This is a genomic window from Corynebacterium sp. HMSC034H07, from assembly GCF_001815175.1.
In the GTDB taxonomy this organism is placed as follows: domain Bacteria; phylum Actinomycetota; class Actinomycetes; order Mycobacteriales; family Mycobacteriaceae; genus Corynebacterium; species Corynebacterium hiratae.
Map to the genome: position 1 here is coordinate 10637 of NZ_KV819481.1, position 18676 is coordinate 29312.

Below are 18676 nucleotides of genomic sequence, written 5' to 3' on the forward strand. Positions count from 1 at the left end.
CCCCTTCGAAAGGTAATTAGAGATGAAGAAGTTCCTCGTCGTCGGTTGCGGTGGCTCCGGCGCCAAGACACTGGCGTTCATGATGGACCAGCTCAAGGCCGAGCTGCGAAGCATCGACCCGGACTTAACCGAGCTGCCCAAGGCTTGGCAGTTCGTCAACATCGACGTGCCGCTCGAAGAGGAAGCCGGCCCGCAAAAGCTGCCGAACGTTACGCAGAACGGTGGCCACTACGTGGGCATTGGTTCGCGCCAGAACTACAACACCTTCGATGAAGGCGTATCCAGCATCCTGGGCCGCTCCGGCAAGCTCGGGGAGATCGCAACGTGGGCCACCCGCAACCCCGCCACCAATGACGTGAAGCTGGCTGACGGTGCCGGCCAGTACCGTGCGATCGGTCGCATGCTGACCCTTCCGCACCTGAAGGAGATTCGCCAGGCCCTCAAGGATGCGGTGGATGAGATGTTCACGCAGGAGGCGATCCAGGAGCTCAACCGCCTCAATTACAAGCAGACCAAGCTGGACTCTGATACCGGCGATTCACAGCCGGTTGTCCTCGTGGTCTCCTCCATGGCAGGCGGTGCAGGTGCTTCGATGTTCCTCGACGTGTGCCGTGTGCTCACCACCATTCCGAACGTGAACCCGCAGGGCACGCTCGTCTTCATGTACTCCCCGGAGATCTTCTCCGATAACAAGGCAGATGACATGGCCGGCGCGTGGCCGAACTCGCTCGCCATGTTCGGTGAAGTCGTCGCCGCGCAGATGGGCAACTCCAGCGACCATGACCGCGCCGTCTTTGAGGCCTTCGACATGGGTACTCCGCCGGAGGGCCAGATCTTCAGCCGTATTTTCCCGATCGGCTCCAAGATGGGTACCACCAGCGCCCGCTTTGGTGACGGCTCCGCCATGTCCATCTACCGTGGCCTGGGACGAGCCTTGGCAGGACTGATGGCCTCCACCAAGGCCAGCGATAACTTGGTGTCCTATGCAATGACTAACACTCCGGCCGGTGACGGCGGCCGCCGCTTCTTCGGCTGGGATAGCCCGACGGGTGGAACCCCGTGGGGTCGCCTGCCTTGGGGTTCGCTGGGTTATGCCCAGGTGTCGATGGGCCGCGATCGCTTCGCCGAGTACTCCTCCCAGCGCCTTGCGCGCAGTGCCTTCGAGCGCCTCTTCAACGGGCACCTCGACCCGCAAAACCCCGAGGCCGGCGAGATGCAGATTGCCAAGAAGCTGGAGGAGCGGCTGCCCAATGCTTTCGGCTCCATCACGCTCGATCCTTCTTGGGCGCAGGGCGGGCAGATCGACAGCGGCAGCGTGTGGAACTGGCTCAACAGCGTGTTTGGCGGTCAAGCCCAGCAGGCCGCAGACAGCGCCACGAAGTACCTGCAGAGCTTCATCCCCGTAGGCCAGGGCCGCAACGTCAACGAATGGCGTGAAGAGTTCGAGGGCAACATGGCGGATCCGCGCAACGAGCAGGCCATCGCATCTGTTCTTAACAATGCCGCCTATGACATCGTCTACCGCTACGCCAACTTCTTCAGCGATAGCGTGCTCGCCGCCGTGGAGGCGGAGCTGGCCGCGGTGGGCGTGCCTTATGTGCGCGAGATGCTCTCCAAGATCACGGATGTTCTCACCAACTCCGACCGCCTCCTGCCGTGCCTGGCGGAGTACTCCGGCTACTACCAAAACACCCGCGTGCTGACGAAGCCGGAAGGCGCGGATCCCATCCTCAGCCCATTGACCGGTAAGGGACAGATGACGGATCCGACCCCCACCGTCAATGCGCTCATGGGCCTGTACTTCAACCAGTTCTACAGCTACGCCCTCATGGCGATTGCGCACCTGCTCAAGGACGTCCTTCAGGACTATGCCGATGAGAACCTCTTCCACCTCAAGCGCGAGCTAGGGGATGCCCACGCGGTGTTGGAGAAAGCCGTGTCGAAGCGCCCAGAAACCAACAAGCTTGCTGACGTCCGCACCGATGAGGTCAACTCGTGGCCGACGGAGCTCGATGAGGTCGTGGAATCCCGCTTCAAGGGCGCAGAGAACGAAATCATGTTGACCGACGTCAACAGCTTCATCTCGGACTACCGGGACCAGATGCTGCGCACCATCCAGGGCCAGCAGTCCACCGCGGATGTCACCAACTACGAGCAGGCCTATCCCTTTGCAGTGCGTGCGGTCATCCGCGGCGAATGGGAATCGCTCGATGCGGCCCAAGCGCCGAATGACACTTTGGCGCCGCAGAAGCGCACCAACGATGCCTACTCCAACCGGGCCGGCTGGGTTTCCAAGTACCTCTCGCGCCATCCGCAAAACGGCGAAACCCGCGAATCGCAGCGCGCGCACTACCGGGCGAAGATTCGCCCAACTGATCTGCTTGAGCGCTCGCGTCAGTGGATTAATCGCCGCGACTACGAGTTCCAGAAGTTCAATTCGGTGGACTTGCGCCGCTATCTCACGCTCACCCCAGACATCAACGAGGTCGAGCACGCGGAGCGTCAGCGTCGCTTCATCGAGGCTTTCCAGCTGGCCCTGAGCTATGCCCGCCCGCTGGCTGCCGTCAACGATGAGATGGTCCAGCGTATTCACGGCAAGTCGGTGCAGTACACCTATTCCTTCTCCGATATCCCGTTTGCGGAGCTGGGCTCTGCGGAGACCGGCATTGCCGCTCAGCTGGAGTCAGTGCTGAGCCGCCCTGAGATTGACGGTCCTTCTTCCGTAGCTTTGCGCAACTCGCTCAACATGTCGGACCACGTCCAGCACATCGAGATCTTCGGTTCCTACCCGAACTACTCGCCGATCGTCTTCTCCTCCATGTTCAACTACATTGCCAAGGACATTGAGAAGCAGGACAATTTCGACGGCTCCTGGTGGTCTGAGCGCCGCACCCGCCCGTTGCCGGCAGCACTGCCTTTGACGAACACGGAACGCCAGGCCATGGTGGCTGGCTGGATCATCGGGCGTATCACCGGCCGCGTCTACATTTCGAACCCGGATGCCGCCAACGCTGCGGCCCACATTTTCGATGACACAGATGGCGGCGTCAACGATTGGGTGGACTTCCCGAACCCGCTGCTCATCTCACCACGCCGCATGATCAAGAAGTCGGACTGGATGTCCTCGGTGCTGGAATCCATCTTCATCGCCTACGCCAAGGTTCAGGAAACTGGGCGTTACGGTTTCGCCTCCTCGCTGTACCCGTACCAACTGTTGCGTGGGCTTTTCGACGACGGCCTCGACTTCGCCCACTCTGGTGCCTCGACGCACCCAGTGGTGCATCGCCTGGCACAGTTCCTGGCTAACGGTGACGTCCCGAACCGCGGAGTTGTAGGCACTTCTATTCAGGATCGCTACGAAACTTTCGTCAACGAGCTGGACAAGTTTGCTCGCGGCGCAGACCACTTTGTGCCGGGGCACTCCAATGCTCTGCCGGGCCAGGGCCGGAAGGAAAAGCCTTTCGCTGAGATCCGTTCCCGCGAAGTTGCCTCGATAACGCCGTACTACCGTGACTTGGCGCTGGACGTCATCGCGATGGTTCCGGTCATCCGCAACTACCTGGATCAGGCTAAGACGGTGGCGGAGAATCCCGTGGCCCAGCCGGAGCCGCAGGTGCGTAGCTCCGAGTCAGGCTTCGCCCAGCCCACCGCGCCGGAATTCAACCTCAACGACCTGGATGACACCTTCTAATGACGAACGTAATTATCTTTGGACACGGCGCCACCGCGGATGACATCCGCTCCCGCCTGAGCGATCTGCGTGCGGTTGGTCTCCTGCAGAACTTCCTCTGGATCGACTATGCCCACCCCACCAGTGGGGCCGTCGTGCGCTCCTTTACGGAAGAGGGAACGGCGCGCTTGTCGACGCTCGACGAGGCCCTCCGCAGCTTCAGCGGGGACGTCCTCCTCGCCACCATTGACCCGATGGACGCGGAACAACCGCAGGACGTCGACAAGCTCACGGAGTGGGTCAGCGCCGTCGATCAGCGGCTCATCCAGGCCTCCAATCTGCGCGTGCGCCTGCTGCTCTCCGCCCTCCCGCGCGAAAGCGTGGACATCGCCCCGTTGCAGGGCTGGAGCAACCTCGTGCTCTCCCCGGAGGAGGGCGGAACCCCGGCGTCATCGCGCATCCGTCCCATCAAGCGCACCGCGGACGGCTTCGAGCTGGCACAGTTCGCAGCCCCGGCCGTGGCCAGCATTTTCGGTCTGTGGCGCGGCATGCCGGAACCGGCGGTGTTGGATCCGGAGACGCACCGCGTCATCGAAACCGGTGACCGGCAACGCTTCCGTCTCGTGCGCGCTTTCCACCGCACCATCGATGCCAATGACATCGAGGACAAGGTGAAAAAGGCTGTCTTCGATCCCGGCCAGCGTCTGCCGCAGCCACAGGTCAACAACATTTCGCGCGCCGTGCATTATGCCAACCCGGAGCAGCTCACGGAGCAGTGCGCGCAGATGTTCATCAACCAGGAGATATCTCCGCTGGTCAGCGCCCCGACCGCCTATGAAGAGCTGCAGTCCCATAAGGTCAGCGGCTGGGCAGCACTGAAGGATAATCTGCGTCTGTACTGGTCCACGGTGGTGGGCAAGCCCCAGGATTGGGTTGAGGGCCAGCGCGGTGCGATGAACAAGAACGCGGCTACTTTCCTGCAGAAGATGCTCTATGGCGAGGACTCCAGCGTGGAGGTCGTCTTGGCGGGGCACTCCGGCAAGGGTAGCGGCGCGACGAGCGTCGAAGAGCTGCGCCAAGCCAGCGAGCACACCATGCGGGTCGCCCGGGAGCAGCACTTTTCCTTGGGGCAGGAACCGCAGTTGTCGCGCACGTGGGAGGCATATCACGACTATGCACTCGGCTTGGTCGATGGCTCGTGGCGCGAGAGCATCGACACCAAGGGGCTGCGCAATAACCAGGGCAACATGTACATCGTGCAATACGGTGGCCAGTCTGTGCAGGATGTCAGCGCTTCCTTCCAAGGCTTCCACCCGCTGATGACCAGCACGCTGGGCTATACACACGAGTCCCAAGCCACCGTCGCGCCTTTCGATCCAGTAGGTGCCGAGCGTTTCGCCGCTGACATCGAGTACACCAGCCAGCAGACCCGCAACGAGGCGGTGAGCCGCAAGAAGCGCGAGTTCGCCTCGTGGCGAGCAAAGAACAGCACCACTTTCGCCTGGAAGGTGGGCCAGGGTCTATGGGAGAAGCTGGGGCATGCCCAGCAGAAGTACCGCGACGCGCACGCCAAAGCACGCGAGCTGCAAGAGCTGGCCAATAACTTCCAAGCGCGTGATTTCAACGCGGAGAACAAAGCACTGACCCGGAAGCTGCGCACGATGTGGATCGTGCTCTTCGTGGCGCTTGCCCTCATGACCTACATGGTGGCCGGGCGCTACAACCCAGACTTGCCGCTGGGTGAGTATTCGCAGTGGTTCGATTGGCCGTGGTACGTCGTGGGCATCATCCTGGCGGGCATGCTTTTCCTCATCTGCTCTTGGGCGGTCTTTACTAAGGCTCAGCGTGAAATCTTTGACTACGTGCAGAGGCGAAAGCTGCTCAACCGCAATCAGGAAATTGCCGCACAGAATCTGGCCACCTCCTCCGCGGAGATCTCGCGCATTTCCAACGCCTACAACCAGTTCCTGAGCTGGTCGGCTCTGCTGGGCCGGGCGATCTACGCACCCTTCGGACGCAAGGAGACCTCGAGCGACCGGCTGCGGACACCGCAGGCGGGTCTTCCAGAAAACGCTCGCATTGCCCAGGCCGTGCTCAACCGCGACGATGCCGTGCGCATGACGGATGAAATCCGCTCCTACATCTACCAGACGGAATGGGCACACCGTTCGCTTAAGTCACTGCTCGACGACATGAATAACACCTTCGAGCGCAACCGCACTGGTCACTCGGCCGTGGCGCTCAATGAGATGTGGGGCATGGCTGGACTGGGATCCAGCACCGCCTTGGATAACCTGTCGCGCAACCTCGATCACGCTTACATGCAGGACCGTGACCTGAAGCAACAGGAATGGCAGAAGGTCATCACCGATCCGCGGATGACCCGCAGTCTGCAGCGCTACCTTAGCCGCGTGACCTTCCGCGAGGAGGGCGGCAGCCGCGTGCAGAGCACCTCCGAGTTCCTCGCCGGAATGAACCAGGAAAAGGGAGCCCTCCAGGCCTTTAGCCCCAACGCACTCACCAGCGCTGGCGGCGCTGAAGGTTATACCGAAATTGATGGCTCCCGCACGCGCATCGTGGAGGTCGACAGCCAGACCGCGCTGACCAGCCAGCTTTCACGCTCTGTGACCGTGGTGCAGTACGGAAAGATTACGGATTTCAAGTACTTGATTCCGGATGCGTCGTCCAGCGCACAGTCCTTTGCTCAGCCCTCGGATCTGTCCTTGGATGAGCTGGATGATACGAATCACATGGACTTTAAGTCGCCGGTGCAGGAGAACAACGAGGGCTCAGCCGCGCGGCCATTCTTTGGTCAGCCGGCAGCCCCGGACCTCTCAGACCTCGACGAAACCTTCTGACGGAACCTCTTTAAGGAACGTTGATGACACACAACCCGAAACCTTCGATTGCGGACGTGCCGCTGAGTGAGCTGAGGACGCTCCACGAGCTCAAGCGCGTGAGAGCCGATGATGTGCGCGACGCCGTATCAGCACCGTTTAGGCAGTTCGCTGAACAGATCGCCGCCACGTTCAACGGCGAAGAGGTAACGCATCCGGAGCTGAGCGCGGAGGCGCGCAACGCTGCGGTGACGCAGGAAGAACGTGCCGCGCGTGAACGTGCCGCGCGCGAGCGCGCGGCACAAGAAGAGGCCGCCGTCCGAGAGCGCGCAGCACGGGAGGAAGCCGCTCAAGCCGAGCGTGCCGCGCGCGAGCGCGCGGCGCGAGAAGAAGCGGCACGAGTGGAGGCAGCCCCGGCATTTCCCCAGCCACAGCAGTCACAGAAGGCACAGCCTGCGGCAGCAGGTCCGCGCGACTTCTTCGCTGAGTGGGAAGCACTGCAGGCTGAGGAGGAGCAAAAGACTCAGGTCAACGAAGAGGACTACATCACTATCCCGGGCTTCGGTATCCGGGCGGAGTATCAGTACCGCCAAGAACCAGACTGGGTTCCACCGGGCATCAACTTCGAGGTTGAGGTACCGCTTGAGGCACAGCCGGAACAGGATTCTCAAGAAGAGCCTGGCTATGGCGTGGAACCAGAACCGGTTCCAGAGGACACCGACCAGCGCCATCCGGTGCGCTTGTGGTGGCCCGAGCTGGACCACACACCGGATGAGGTCGTCTTCTACCGAGTGGTAGCCGATGATTCTGAGATGGTTGCCTCACCCGACGCGGGCGACACCCTCGTCTACACCAAGGGAACCGCCTACCGTGACCACACCCCGGGCGAGGCAGGTCTGCGCCACTACGCGGTGTGGGCCTACAAGGGCCGGGACCTTCGTGAGCTCATCAACAGCCAGCCGGTCTTTATGGGAGACACCGGCGTGGTTTTCCCACCGGTCAACGTCCAGGTTTCCACTATCAAGGGTGCTATCCAAGTGTCCTGGGACCTGCTGCCGGGGCACTCGAGCGCCATGGTTTATGCGTGCCGGGATAGTGAGAAGGAAAAGCTGTCACCGCGCTTCGAACAAGACGTGGATAGCAGCGGGCGCAAGGCCACCATTCCGGTGCAGGAAGCCGGGCAGACCGTGGTCATTTCCCTGCTGGGCCAAGCGGAGTTTCACGGCGCTACCGAGCAGAGCCAGGACGAGGTTGCCGTTCAGCGTTCGGTGAAGCTGGCTAGCGAGCTTGAAAAACTGGAGCTTTCACGCTGCGAGCGGCGCAGCGACTATGGCCAAGATTCCATTGAGGTGGACTGGTATTCGCCCAAGACCGGTGAGGTAAAGATCTATCTCACGCCGACCGCCCCGCAGGCGGATCTGCGTACGTCGGCGGTGCCGAAGACGTATGTCGAAAGTGCGTTGTCGAGTGCTATCAGCGAGACCCGCGGCGTGTCTGAGCCGGGCTCCTTCCAAACCACGACGGTGCCGTGGCCGCCGGATTGGTACGAGGTCTATATCACCCCAGTGAACTTCAACGACGCTGATGCCTGGGTCGGTGAATCCAAGGTGTTGCAGCGCGTGCAGTCCATCGAGGATGACCAGTTCCGGCTGATTGAGCGCGTGGATAGCCAGCTCGTCACTTTCGACTGGCCGAAGGGCGCGACCGCCGTGGAGTACTCCACCAACCGCGAGCACGATCAGATTCGTGAGGAAGACTACGACCTCCAGGGAGGCATCCGCCTGCACCTGGATCAGCACGGCGATACCGTGCGGCTGCGGCCCTATGCGGTCTTCGCCGGTAAGCGCACCGAGGGAAAAGAACGTGTGATTCAGTACGAGGGTCTGCGCCCGGTGACGTATGACTTCGAGGTCGATTACTCCCAAGGCCAGGTCCGGGTGTTCCTCTGGAGCTTGGGCAACGGTGATAAGCGCCAGTTCTCCTGCCAGGTGGTCTACCGTGCTGACCGTCTGCCGCTTTTCCCCGAAGACGGCGAGGCGCTTGGCATCGTGGAAACCAACCTGCAGAGCACCACGCACGTTGCTCATGGTTTAGGTCCGATGCGTGGGCAGCATCCGGATTTCACGGTGTCAATTGGTGAGCACGTCCAGCGCGGGGGTTTTATCCGCCTCTTTGCGGTTGAGGGCTTTGACAGCCACGTTGATAGTTCTTTCGATAGCTTCGGCGGGCAGGATGCCTTCAGCAGTTTCTCCGAAAGCTACAGCGACCCCGCCCCCACGCTGAGCGCACTGGATAAAGCCGTGGTGGTGGAAGGCGATGTGTCCTACAGGCTGGTGCTGTACCCACCAATGCAGAATCAGACTCCCCACTATGACCAGAACTACGGTCAGCAACAGTATGAACAGCAGAGCTATGACCAGCAGAATTACGGTCTAGATTACAGCCAGGACCAGTACTACCAAGGGGGCCAGTAGGTATGGGCGGCGCATTTAGCTATGCATCATTCTCCCGCGCCAACGGCCGCGCCGGCGGCTGGGGAGTAGGGCAGAAAACCGGCGATATCACCCAGGAGGAGTTGGCCGAGCTGGTGTCCTTCGTACCGACATCACTCAACAACGGCACGACGATCCCGGATTTTCCCTCCGCCCAGCAGCGCGCGGAGCTGGTCCGCCGTACCGCGGTTTTCGCGTTGACTCCTGAGGCAGAAAAGTGGGTCACCATGGTGTCTGTCCCTGCCGGGCTGGATGCGACCGGCCGCGGCGGCAACGTCTTCACCTACACGTCGATTTCGCGCACAGGAACCCCGCCGGCACCGGCGACGGTCCTGTTTTCTCCTGACGTTCCAGCGCCCTTTTCCATCTATGAGGTGGATAAGGTGCAGATACCGGAGGAGATCTCGGCGCGCGGCCCGCTGCACTCGGATGTGCTGCTGGAGGAATTCCTAGATGGGGAGTTCCGCCACCCAGACAAGCTTCCCGCGCCGTTCAAAGCGGTGAGCCCGAACCCGAACCCAACCTTCAACCGCGCAATGGTATCTGCCATGGCGACGGTGTTGAACTCCCGCAATGGCTTAGTCATCCTTGTCGCGCCCGACAACCAAGCTGCGTTGTGGATTGCTGCCACCGCCCGCGAGGTGGGAGAGGACGGTTTCGGGTTCTCCACGTTTGAGAAGGCAGCTGCCATCAACGAGTTCCCGCTGAGCACATCCACCATGCTAGTGGTACCGCCCAGCGAGAAGCAGCGTCTAGCGGAGACAGCGATCCCCGGCAATCCAGTCGTGTTTGCGCTTGATGAAGCCCTGCCAGACGTCAGCGCTTATGAAGCACGTGCTGCGGAAGAAGCTGAGGCTGTGGCCCCGGAGCCACAGGAGGAGCAGGCTGAGCTGGGTGCTGCGGCCAGCAGCACACCCGAGCAGGCCACCACACCGAGCTTTGATGATTCCTGGGGCAAGGATCCAGCGGACTTTGGGGCACCACTGACGGAGTCCTCGCCTTTTGCGGCGTCGGCCGAATCCCCGGCAGGCTTTCCGCCGAATCCGCTTGATAGCCCTGCGCCGAACACACCGCAGGAGAACCCCTTCGCCACTACACCGGAGGCCGCACCAGAACCCGGGGGAGAAGCATCCGCCGGCCAGGCGCAGCCACAAGTAGCTACCGGCGGCAATGCCAACGTTCCTGGGCTCAGCGCCGAGGAGTGGCACAAGCTGCGGGAATTCGATCCGCGCTGGTGGATCGAGCACCTTGATGTCAACCGCGGACGCTCAATCCAGTTGGCCTACCTTGATAAATCTTCGTTGGGAGAGGGGCTGGACAAGGTGTTGATGTCCGCGATAGTGGCCTCCTGGGTGTTCTACTTCCCGCGGGACTTCAACCTCTTGGCAGAGGACGCACTGCAGCCTTGGGAGAACCGCGAACTCGAGCACATTGGGTACCTCACCGCTACGCATTTTGCGGGAGTCATCGCGCTGGAGCATTGCGAGCGCTACGCCACGGGGCGCGTCGCCATGTTGCTGGATGGTACGACACAGTTGCTGGCGGAGCGCTCAGCTCCCCTGCAGCAACGACCGGGGTCAGCGCAGTTTGCACAGCACACAGCGTGGCAGCACCGAGGCGCAGCTCCCAATGAGCACGGGCGAAACACGGGATTCCACGGAAGGTAAGAGAAGGAAAGAAGCGTCATGGCTAAATACACACTGCGGGACGGCGAGTCCCGCCGCATCGGCTCAGACGGCATCCTGCGCGTCGAAGCCTTCGAGATGGGAACCGGCGGCGCCTCGATGGAGCTGGCGATCCTGGGGGAGGGCGTTGACGCCGTGCGCGTCCACGATCTCTCCCTCATGGTGCACTCCCTTCCCGAGCGCGCCACCATCGTTGTGCGCCCGAAGGGGAATGGGACCTTCGGCCTGCGCAGCGAGGTGCGCCTGACGGTGAGCAACGCGGGCGACTCGGTGACGTTCCCGCGCGTGCTTATCGACGCCGCCGAGGACTCCGCCGAGCGCCTCGCCGAGGTCACCCCGGAATCCGGCAGCTACCGTCTGGAAGCATTCGGCACGACCGAGGGCGCCGGAATTACCGACTCCGCCCGCGAGGTGCGCTCCAAGATGCGCCGCGCGGAGCTGGACGTCGCTGGCCTCGATGCCGTTACCGTGGTCGTCGATGGTTCCGCCTCCATGCAGGTCAACGTCACCCCAAAGATCGTTGAGGCGGCCGCCAAATACATCGATGCGCTCTCCGATGCCTTCCGGCACTTCCGCGCCACCGACGGCCAGGACAGCATCGAGACCCACAAGGTAGACGAGCTCACGCGCTTCATCGCGGGCGTTATCGATAACGGAGCGGAGCGCGTCGGCCAGCGCCCCTGGCGCGGGCCGACGGTGGCTTCCACGGCCTCGCTCGCCATCTACGTCACCGATTCGCCCGTGGCCTCAATGCTGGAGACTCAAGTTCCCACCGTCGTGCTCATCACGAGCGCCATCGGGCGCCAGGAGCTGGAGCTTGCGCACATCAACGGAACCCCGGCTCATGTGGCGTACGCGGTGATCGACGGGGACGTCGTCAAGCAGCTCGATACCGGCGCCAACACGGAGCTTTCGGAACTGACCGATCGCGTCACCGCCATGCTGAAAGAGAGGAACTAATGAGCCAGGCACGTTGTCCGTGGACCTTTAAACCGCTCGAGGATGGTGTGACGGTGAGCCCGTACACCAACCGCGAGCTGCCGCAGGGATGGACCGACGCCGTGACGCATTGCGTGGCCATGGCCGGTGCGCGTAACTCCGGTAAGTCGCTCTACACCGCAGTGATGATCAAGCAGCTCAAACAGCTGGCGCACAAGCACAATCGCTCCGTCCAAGCGGCGGATGAATCCACGCGCGAGCGTTACGCGGAGGTTTATGAGCGGCCGCTCTTTGAGGAGATGCGTGCCATGGACCCCACACCAAGTGCGGTGGCTACCGACGCCTACCAGCGCGATCCGCTGATTTTTGAACTCGGTAAGTGGCCGGATGAGCAGGGCCGCGAGCGCATGAATTACCTGGTCTTCCGTGACGTGGCGGGCGAGGACTTGGAGAACCCTCCGGAAAACGAGGCGGACCGGGAGAACCTGGCGTTCTTCTCGCACGCGGATTTGGTGATTTTCCTTTTCGATCCGCTCCGCGTGCAGCAGATTCAGGATTTTATCCACGGCCTGATTCCCAACATTGGTGAGCTGGGCGCGGACTCTTTGCGGGTCCTGGATAACCTGCTGGATTTGCTCGATACGGATACCCCGCCGCCGCTCGCGGTGACCATCTCGAAGTTTGACACGGTGCAGAAGCTAGAGCAGGTGGATGACGTGCGGTGGAAGAAGCTCATGGCCAACCGCGGTGCTGCCTTCCGCCGCGACACCGGGTGGAATTTCCGCGATTCGGACCGTTGGATGGTTCACCTCGAAGCGGAATCGCTCTTGCGCTTCTTGGGTGCTAATGACCTGATCAACAAGCTCTATTCAGCCGCGCCGCGCGATGGCAGCTTCTTCGTGGTCTCCGCCTTGGGGGAGGCCCCGACGGGCCGCCAGCTGGCGCGCAGCGGCATTGCACCCTATCGCGTGCTGGATCCCATCCGCTGGCTGCTCAGTCGCCGCGGCGTTTTTGTGCAGGACGTCTCATGACCTTCGGCAGCCCGCAGTCCTCAGGAACACCACCGCCTGGCCCGCCTGCCGGGACCGCGCCGGACTATCGCTATGGGCAGGTCAGCGACACCGTCCGCCAGGCCCGCCGCGCCGCCGATATGAAGGCACAGTGGGCACCGTGGCCGCTGAAGGTCGCAGCGGTGCTGGAGATCTTCATCACCAGCTACGCCGTCTACAACATCTGCCGGCTCGTGGCCTTTGAAAACAGCCCGGCGGCGGTAAGCCGCACGGACCAGCTCTCCACGGAGCTCGGCGTGCTGCTGGGCGTGCTGGTCCTTCTCGTGTGTGTCATCACGACCTATGTGCTGCACGCGCAGCAGTCGGCGCGGATTGCCTTGACCGCTATCAGCGCCATCGTGGTATTGCTCATTCCACTGAGTTCGGTGATGCCCGCGTCGATCGTCTCCGCGGCAGTCATCGTTCTGCTGTGGTTGCCGGCGAACCGGCAGTGGTTCGGTGGACAAACGCCACAAACCTAGGCCTTCTTGCGCAGCTCCTCGAGCGCGCGGGAATTGCCCGCTGCGGCAAACAGATTAAACGCAAAGTGATACATGTTGCGCGCGCGGTCTGCCGCGTTGGCGGCGGTGTAGCGATCCCCAAGAAGCTCGGCTACCTCTGCCATGGCGTTTTGCTCCGACGGCGTCGTGGCCTGGGAAGCGGGGTGCTTCTCCAAGAAGTCGAGCAACACCTGGGTGGATTTGAACATGTCCTGAGCCTGCGTGCGCAGGCTCTCGGAATACAGAATGGTCCATTTGGCGGCTACGGGGAGGCTCTTGAGCTTCGTGGAGTCCACATAGCGTGAGGCCAGGATGTCGTAGGCTTCCTCCGGATCGCGGTGGCGAACATCGAGGGCTACGGTCTTGAGGAGGGCGTGCAGCTCACCGTCCAGGTCGCCGCAACGTTGGTACTCGCGGGCAGCGGCGGCAAAGCAGGCTACGCGCTGCTCTACATCGTCAGGGGAGTGTTGTGCGGCATCGCTGTAGAAGCGGGCCAGCATGGGCGCTGGGAGCTGCTGGTAATCCTCGTCGCTGCGTGCGTTGGAGAGGATGGTGAAGGACTGCGCAGCTACGCGCTCACAGTCGGCGGCAGAGTTAGATGTCCAGAGTGCGCCCACGGCCGATTCGAGGATGGCTTGAAGGATTGCGGCCATCGTGGCACCCGCTCCGTCGAATTTGCCTCCGGTCACAGCATCGTTGACAGCCACGAAGTCGGCCGCATGCGCCTTCGCATCGCCGTTCTTTGCGAAATCCAGAAGCTCCTGCAGATCCGAGAGCGACGTCGTGCTGTCGGGGCTGATTGATGCATTTTCGCTAGCGGGGGCGGACTCGGAGAAATCCTTGTGGCTGGTCGCGGTGCGGGCTGCGGCGATCTCGCCCAGCGCAGTGTCGTCACCAGCCGCTGCTGCCTTGGCCGCAAATTTCTCTGCTTCTTCGGTGTTGTCGTTGTCCAACCATGCGCGGGCCACACGCGTATAGCCAGTAGCTACGAGAGACGGCTGCCCGGTCAGCGCTCCAATCGAGGCAATGGTGAGGGAATCGTCGATGTTCTCGATGGTGCCAGCAGCCACGCGAAGTGTCTCCCGCGCCTCCAAGTAGTGGGCGGCAGGGACGGCATCCTCCGCACAGCCTTGGAACGTGTCGTTGGACAGCACGCGGTCGATCTGCTTGTCAATGTGGGCGGACTCAACGGTGGGAAGAGAAAGCCCCGGCGCCTGGGCACGCGCATAAGCGAGCATACGCTCGGCGTCGGCAGAATCAAGCAGGGGATACGTCGCGTCAGAAGCCATGGGGGAGATTCTAGTAGAGGACTCCGACGCGCGCGGGCCTCCTCGTAGACTGGTGGGCATGGATTCTCTCAGCCCCGCCGGGCGCTATGCCCCGAGCCCGTCCGGCGATCTGCATCTGGGTAACCTCCGCACGGCGTTGCTGGCTTGGCTCTACGCCAGGAGCAGCGGGCGCCGCTTTCTTATGCGCGTGGAGGACATTGACACGCAGCGCTCCTCGCGGGAGTCGGCGCAGCGCCAGCTGGAGGACCTCGCCGCGCTCGGCTTGGACTGGGATGGGGAGGTCATCTACCAGCAGGATCGCTACGCGGCTTATGAGAAGGCACTCGCCCAGCTTCCCACCTTTGAGTGCTACTGCTCGCGCAAGGACATCCAGGAAGCCTCCCGCGCCCCACACGCCATCCCAGGACAGTACCCGGGCACCTGCCGCGCGCTTAGCGACGATGAACGGGCCGCCAAGCGCGCCGAGCTGGCTGCTCAAAACCGCGTGCCAGCCATACGCCTGCGCGCCGACGCCTCCTCCTTCACCATCCACGATGCCCTCGCCGGCGAGTACACCGGGGAGGTGGATGACTTCATCCTGCGCCGTGGCGGCCAGCCCCCAGCGGATCCGAACCAGGGCATGGACTGGGCCTATAACCTGGCGGTTGTTGTTGATGATGCCTTCCAAGGCGTCGATCAGATCGTGCGCGGTGATGATCTACTGTCTTCGGCCCCGCGCCAGGCCTACCTGGCGCACAAGCTGGGCTATCCGGAGCCGGAGTTCGTCCACGTGCCGCTCGTGCTCAACGCTGAGGGTGTGCGTTTGTCCAAGCGCGATGGGGCGGTGACCCTGCGTCAGCTGCTCGATGGGCACGGTAGGGATGCGGGGGACGTCGTCAAGCTCTTGGCTCGTTCCTTGGGATATGAGGCTTCCTCAGTAGAGGAACTGCGCCATCAGTTTCAGCCGGAGAAGCTGCCGCGAGAGGCCTTCGTTTGGGACGGTGCTGTGTAACTCCTCTCCCTCGCCGGCTGTACAGCGGTAGTCTGAGAACAAAAATTTAACGGAGAGAGAAGCTCAGCATGGAAGTTTTGCTTGTCCTTATTGGCCTGATGCTGTTGACCGTCATCGTCAAGGCGGTAGGGGACAAAATAGGACTTCCCTGGCCGGCGCTTTTGACTATTCTTACGGCGGTGGCGGTTTCGGTGTACGCCACTTTCTCGAATGGCACATTTGAATTCTCCGTGCCCGCTGACCTCATTCTTCCCATCTTCTTGCCGCCATTGTTGTGGGCGCTGGCAAGGAGAACATCGTGGGGTGTCATTCGTGAGCAGTGGATGACCATCCTGGCTCTGTCCGTGCTGCTCGTGGTGGCTACGACCCTGGCGGTGGGATTCACCGCCCGTGCTTTCATGCCGGGCTTGGGGCTCGCTGCCGCCATCCTTATCGGCGCCGCGATTGCCCCGCCAGATCCGGTGGCCGTCGAGGCCGTGGCAGAACCAGCCGGTATCCCGCGGCGCATCATTTCCGTGCTGCAGATTGAGGGCCTGTTCAATGATGCTGCGTCTATTGTGGCCTTCCACCTCGCCCTGGAAGCCGTGACGAGCTCGGGGGAGATGCACGCCGGGGAAGCGGTGACGAGTTTCCTCTACTCCGCGGCGGTAGCCACCATTCTCGGGCTCGTCGTGGGGCGCGTGTCTTCGTGGTTCGTCGGCGCGGTTCACGAGGTTATCGCTCGCAACGCGTTGACGTGGGTGATTCCTTTTGCCGTGTACATCGCCGCGGAGGAGCTCGGTGCCTCCGGTGTCATCGCTGTGGTGATTGCTGCGGTGGAACTGCACTCCCGCGCACCGATTCAAGCCGAGGACCGACTCTCCGGTCAGTCATTCTGGGAGACCGTCGAGCTGCTTTTCACGGGTGTGGCCTTCGGCCTCATTGGCTTAACCGTGTTCAGCGCCATCGACGCCGCGGGCGCGGATCTCTGGCATGCGGTCATCATCGGCGTCATCCTGTCCGTTGTTGCCTTCCTCGTGCGCTTGGTGTGGATGTACGCCTTCTATCTCATTAACAAGCGCCGCGGAAAGCCGCGTCTGGCGCCGCTGCGCCTGCAAGAAGTGCTGCTTATGACGTGGTCCGGCATGCGCGGTCTGGTGACTCTTGCGCTGGTTCTGTCTGTTCCAAGTGGTTTGAGCTTCTATAACGAGTTGACCGTTATCGCCCTCGTGGTGCTGCTCATGACCATGGTGATTCCCGGCTTGTTGCTGCCGTGGCTTATGCGTCAGCTCGACCTCACTACGTATTCGCAGGCAGCCACGGATAAAATGCGCGCGACCATTACCTCCCGCGCGCGCAAAGCCGGTATCGCTGCGATGCGCGCGAAGTATGAGGAACTGGACCCCGACATTGCGGCGAATATCGCCCGATGGTTTGAGGATCGCCTCGGTGAGGATGAGGATGGCGAGGACGCTACGACTCGTCTGCGTATGGCCATCGAGGCCCGTGAGGTGGCCCTCGCGGCGCGGCGAACAGCCCTCGCCGGTGCCCAACAAGAGTTGCTGCGCCTGCGCCGCGATAGGGAATTCAACCCGATGATTGTGGACGAAGTGCTTGCCGACGTCGACCGGATGTCCCTCGGCGCAAAGAAACACAGTTGAGGGGAGTGCTGATCCGTGACTAAGAATGAGGGCGAGAGGAGCGAATCAATGGACGCCTATGAGTACGCCCAGCTGGAAGACGGCCTGGATTATCTCTACGACTTCTTCGACGCTGACTTGGAGGAGCGCGTGCGCGCCGGGCGTGAGCTGCTGCCAGAAGGCATGGAAGACATCTTGGGCGACCACACCCTGGAAGACTACGTCTGGCTGTGGATCAAAGAACCTGGTCCCAACGGTTTCCGCCAGTTCCTGCGCGATGGCGGCTATGGCGAGGACGAGGTGAAAGAGGCTTTCCTGCTCGCCCGCGCGGAATGGGGAATGAACACCCCGCCGCACGTGGAGTGGCTCAAGGACGACGGTTTCGCGGCCCCCGAGTTCGAGTAGGGGCGGTTGACCATGGGCGTTCGATGGAGGTGCCCAGCTCGAGTGCCCAGCCGCAAAGGAACCAAAGTACTGGCACCTTATGCGAAACTCCGCATGCAATCACCTGGGGTTTTCCATCCTGGGCCCCGCAAATGGTGCCTTTGCTTTGGTTCCTTTGCTTGAAGGCTCCAAGCCACCGCATGAAGAATCCAATAGCCTCGATTTCTAATACCGCACACGGGCAAAGGGCATTTGGAATAATCGCGACTAATCTTTGGCCCAGCGAGAAAGGTTATGCCAATCATGCGATTCGATCATTTGACCATCTTGACCCGCAATATCGAAGCCTCATGGGAGTTCTACCATCAACTTCCAAACTCCGAAGCAAAGCCATTGTCTGCTGAAGAAGGATATTTTGAAGTGTCGTTTGATGACAGCGTAATTGGCGTATTCGATTCTTCAGTTTTTGCTTCAGCCACTAACACTAGTCCGGCAACCCCCGGCGGAGCAGTAATCCAATTCTCTGTTGAGGACGTCGACGAGTACTGGAGTCAACTTCCAGATTCCTATCGCGAGACTTCTGCCTCACCCAAGAAAATGCCATGGGGTTCTTATTCCGCCTACATTTCGGATCCAGACGGAAACGTCTTGGAGTTCTATACGTGGTGAAGTCAGTTTGCTGCTTCGCAGAAATCGGCTTCTGAGAATTAACGGCTTAAGGGACTTTTCGTGTGGATAAACCGATACGGATTCCCAAGGCAGCCTGGGATAATACGGTGATCTTGATTTTGAATCGGTTCCAACAGCCTGATCGGTGAAATCGACATCGGATAGCCATAGACCTGTGGTGGGAGGACTGCTGCTGGTGCGGTAATGCCAATTCATATGGCTAATAGGAATCGGCTGTCGTGCGATATGTGCGGCCACTTTCTGGTTAAGAACAACAAAACTGCGGCAGGACCCCAAGGCCGGCTATGCCCTCAGTGCAACGTTTTCATCGATTAACACCCGCGCACACCAGTGAGATTCGGCATTTTAAAATCTTTATTGACTGGGTCCTTTCTGGGGAATCCGCAGACCACTTGGCCAAACGCCTTGGGATAACAAGGCGGACTTTGACCCGGTGGTTTAAGCTGCTGTGGTTTATCATCGTGCCAACAGCAGCAGATCCCTATCGTGTCTATGACCAGCTCTTTATCGACGGCACCTACTTTCACAAGA

12 protein-coding genes and 1 pseudogene are annotated in these 18676 nt (G+C 61.4%); 12 read left to right on the forward strand and 1 reads right to left on the reverse strand.

Annotated features, from left to right (window positions below; genetic code table 11):
• Window positions 1-22: 22 nt before the first annotated feature.
• The 7 genes from HMPREF3009_RS00190 to HMPREF3009_RS00220 are packed head-to-tail and all read left to right on the forward strand — an operon-like array spanning window position 23 to window position 13154.
• Complete coding sequence (locus tag HMPREF3009_RS00190; protein WP_070509666.1) at window positions 23-3691, forward strand: tubulin-like doman-containing protein; 3669 nt, start codon at window positions 23-25, stop codon at window positions 3689-3691.
• The gene (locus HMPREF3009_RS00195; protein WP_070679254.1) at window positions 3691-6528 is read left to right on the forward strand and encodes an AAA family ATPase; all 2838 of its coding nucleotides are present in this window, start codon (window positions 3691-3693) and stop codon (window positions 6526-6528) included. The genes HMPREF3009_RS00190 and HMPREF3009_RS00195 overlap by 1 nt, the downstream gene beginning before the upstream one ends.
• 23 nt (window positions 6529-6551) lie before the next feature.
• Window positions 6552-8981: a SaeA-related protein gene (locus HMPREF3009_RS00200; protein ID WP_070679258.1), complete on the forward strand. Its 2430-nt coding sequence runs from the start codon at window positions 6552-6554 to the stop codon at window positions 8979-8981.
• Window positions 8982-8983: 2 nt separating this feature from the next.
• Window positions 8984-10666 carry a GAP1-N2 domain-containing protein gene (locus tag HMPREF3009_RS00205; protein ID WP_070679262.1) on the forward strand — a complete coding sequence of 561 codons (1683 nt, stop codon included), beginning with the start codon at window positions 8984-8986 and terminating at the stop codon, window positions 10664-10666.
• Between the two features lie 18 nt (window positions 10667-10684).
• Window positions 10685-11644: a hypothetical protein gene (locus tag HMPREF3009_RS00210; protein ID WP_070509676.1), complete on the forward strand. Its 960-nt coding sequence runs from the start codon at window positions 10685-10687 to the stop codon at window positions 11642-11644.
• The gene (locus HMPREF3009_RS00215; protein ID WP_046648844.1) at window positions 11644-12654 is read left to right on the forward strand and encodes a TRAFAC clade GTPase domain-containing protein; all 1011 of its coding nucleotides are present in this window, start codon (window positions 11644-11646) and stop codon (window positions 12652-12654) included. The genes HMPREF3009_RS00210 and HMPREF3009_RS00215 overlap by 1 nt, the downstream gene beginning before the upstream one ends.
• Window positions 12651-13154 (forward strand): hypothetical protein, encoded by a 504-nt coding sequence (locus tag HMPREF3009_RS00220; protein WP_070679265.1) that lies wholly within the window; start codon window positions 12651-12653, stop codon window positions 13152-13154. Before HMPREF3009_RS00215 ends, HMPREF3009_RS00220 begins: the two co-directional genes overlap by 4 nt.
• Here the strand turns inward: HMPREF3009_RS00220 and HMPREF3009_RS00225 are convergent.
• Window positions 13151-14461: a hypothetical protein gene (locus HMPREF3009_RS00225; RefSeq protein WP_070679268.1), complete on the reverse strand. Its 1311-nt coding sequence runs from the start codon at window positions 14459-14461 to the stop codon at window positions 13151-13153. The genes HMPREF3009_RS00220 and HMPREF3009_RS00225 overlap by 4 nt on opposite strands.
• 58 nt (window positions 14462-14519) lie before the next feature.
• Between HMPREF3009_RS00225 and gluQRS the strand changes: the two genes are divergently transcribed.
• The 5 genes and pseudogenes from gluQRS to HMPREF3009_RS00245 all read left to right on the forward strand — a co-directional run.
• Complete coding sequence (gluQRS, locus tag HMPREF3009_RS00230) at window positions 14520-15452, forward strand: tRNA glutamyl-Q(34) synthetase GluQRS (RefSeq protein ID WP_049157808.1); 933 nt, start codon at window positions 14520-14522, stop codon at window positions 15450-15452.
• Between the two features lie 68 nt (window positions 15453-15520).
• A complete protein-coding gene (locus tag HMPREF3009_RS00235) occupies window positions 15521-17092 on the forward strand; it encodes a cation:proton antiporter (RefSeq protein ID WP_070679272.1) in 1572 nt (523 codons plus the stop codon).
• A 48-nt stretch (window positions 17093-17140) separates the two neighbouring features.
• Window positions 17141-17476, forward strand: coding sequence for a hypothetical protein (locus HMPREF3009_RS00240; protein WP_070679275.1), 336 nt, complete (start codon window positions 17141-17143; stop codon window positions 17474-17476).
• A 282-nt stretch (window positions 17477-17758) separates the two neighbouring features.
• Window positions 17759-18124: a VOC family protein gene (locus HMPREF3009_RS12905; RefSeq protein WP_158010549.1), complete on the forward strand. Its 366-nt coding sequence runs from the start codon at window positions 17759-17761 to the stop codon at window positions 18122-18124.
• A 216-nt stretch (window positions 18125-18340) separates the two neighbouring features.
• A pseudogene (locus HMPREF3009_RS00245) lies at window positions 18341-18676 on the forward strand (helix-turn-helix domain-containing protein); the annotation flags it as partial.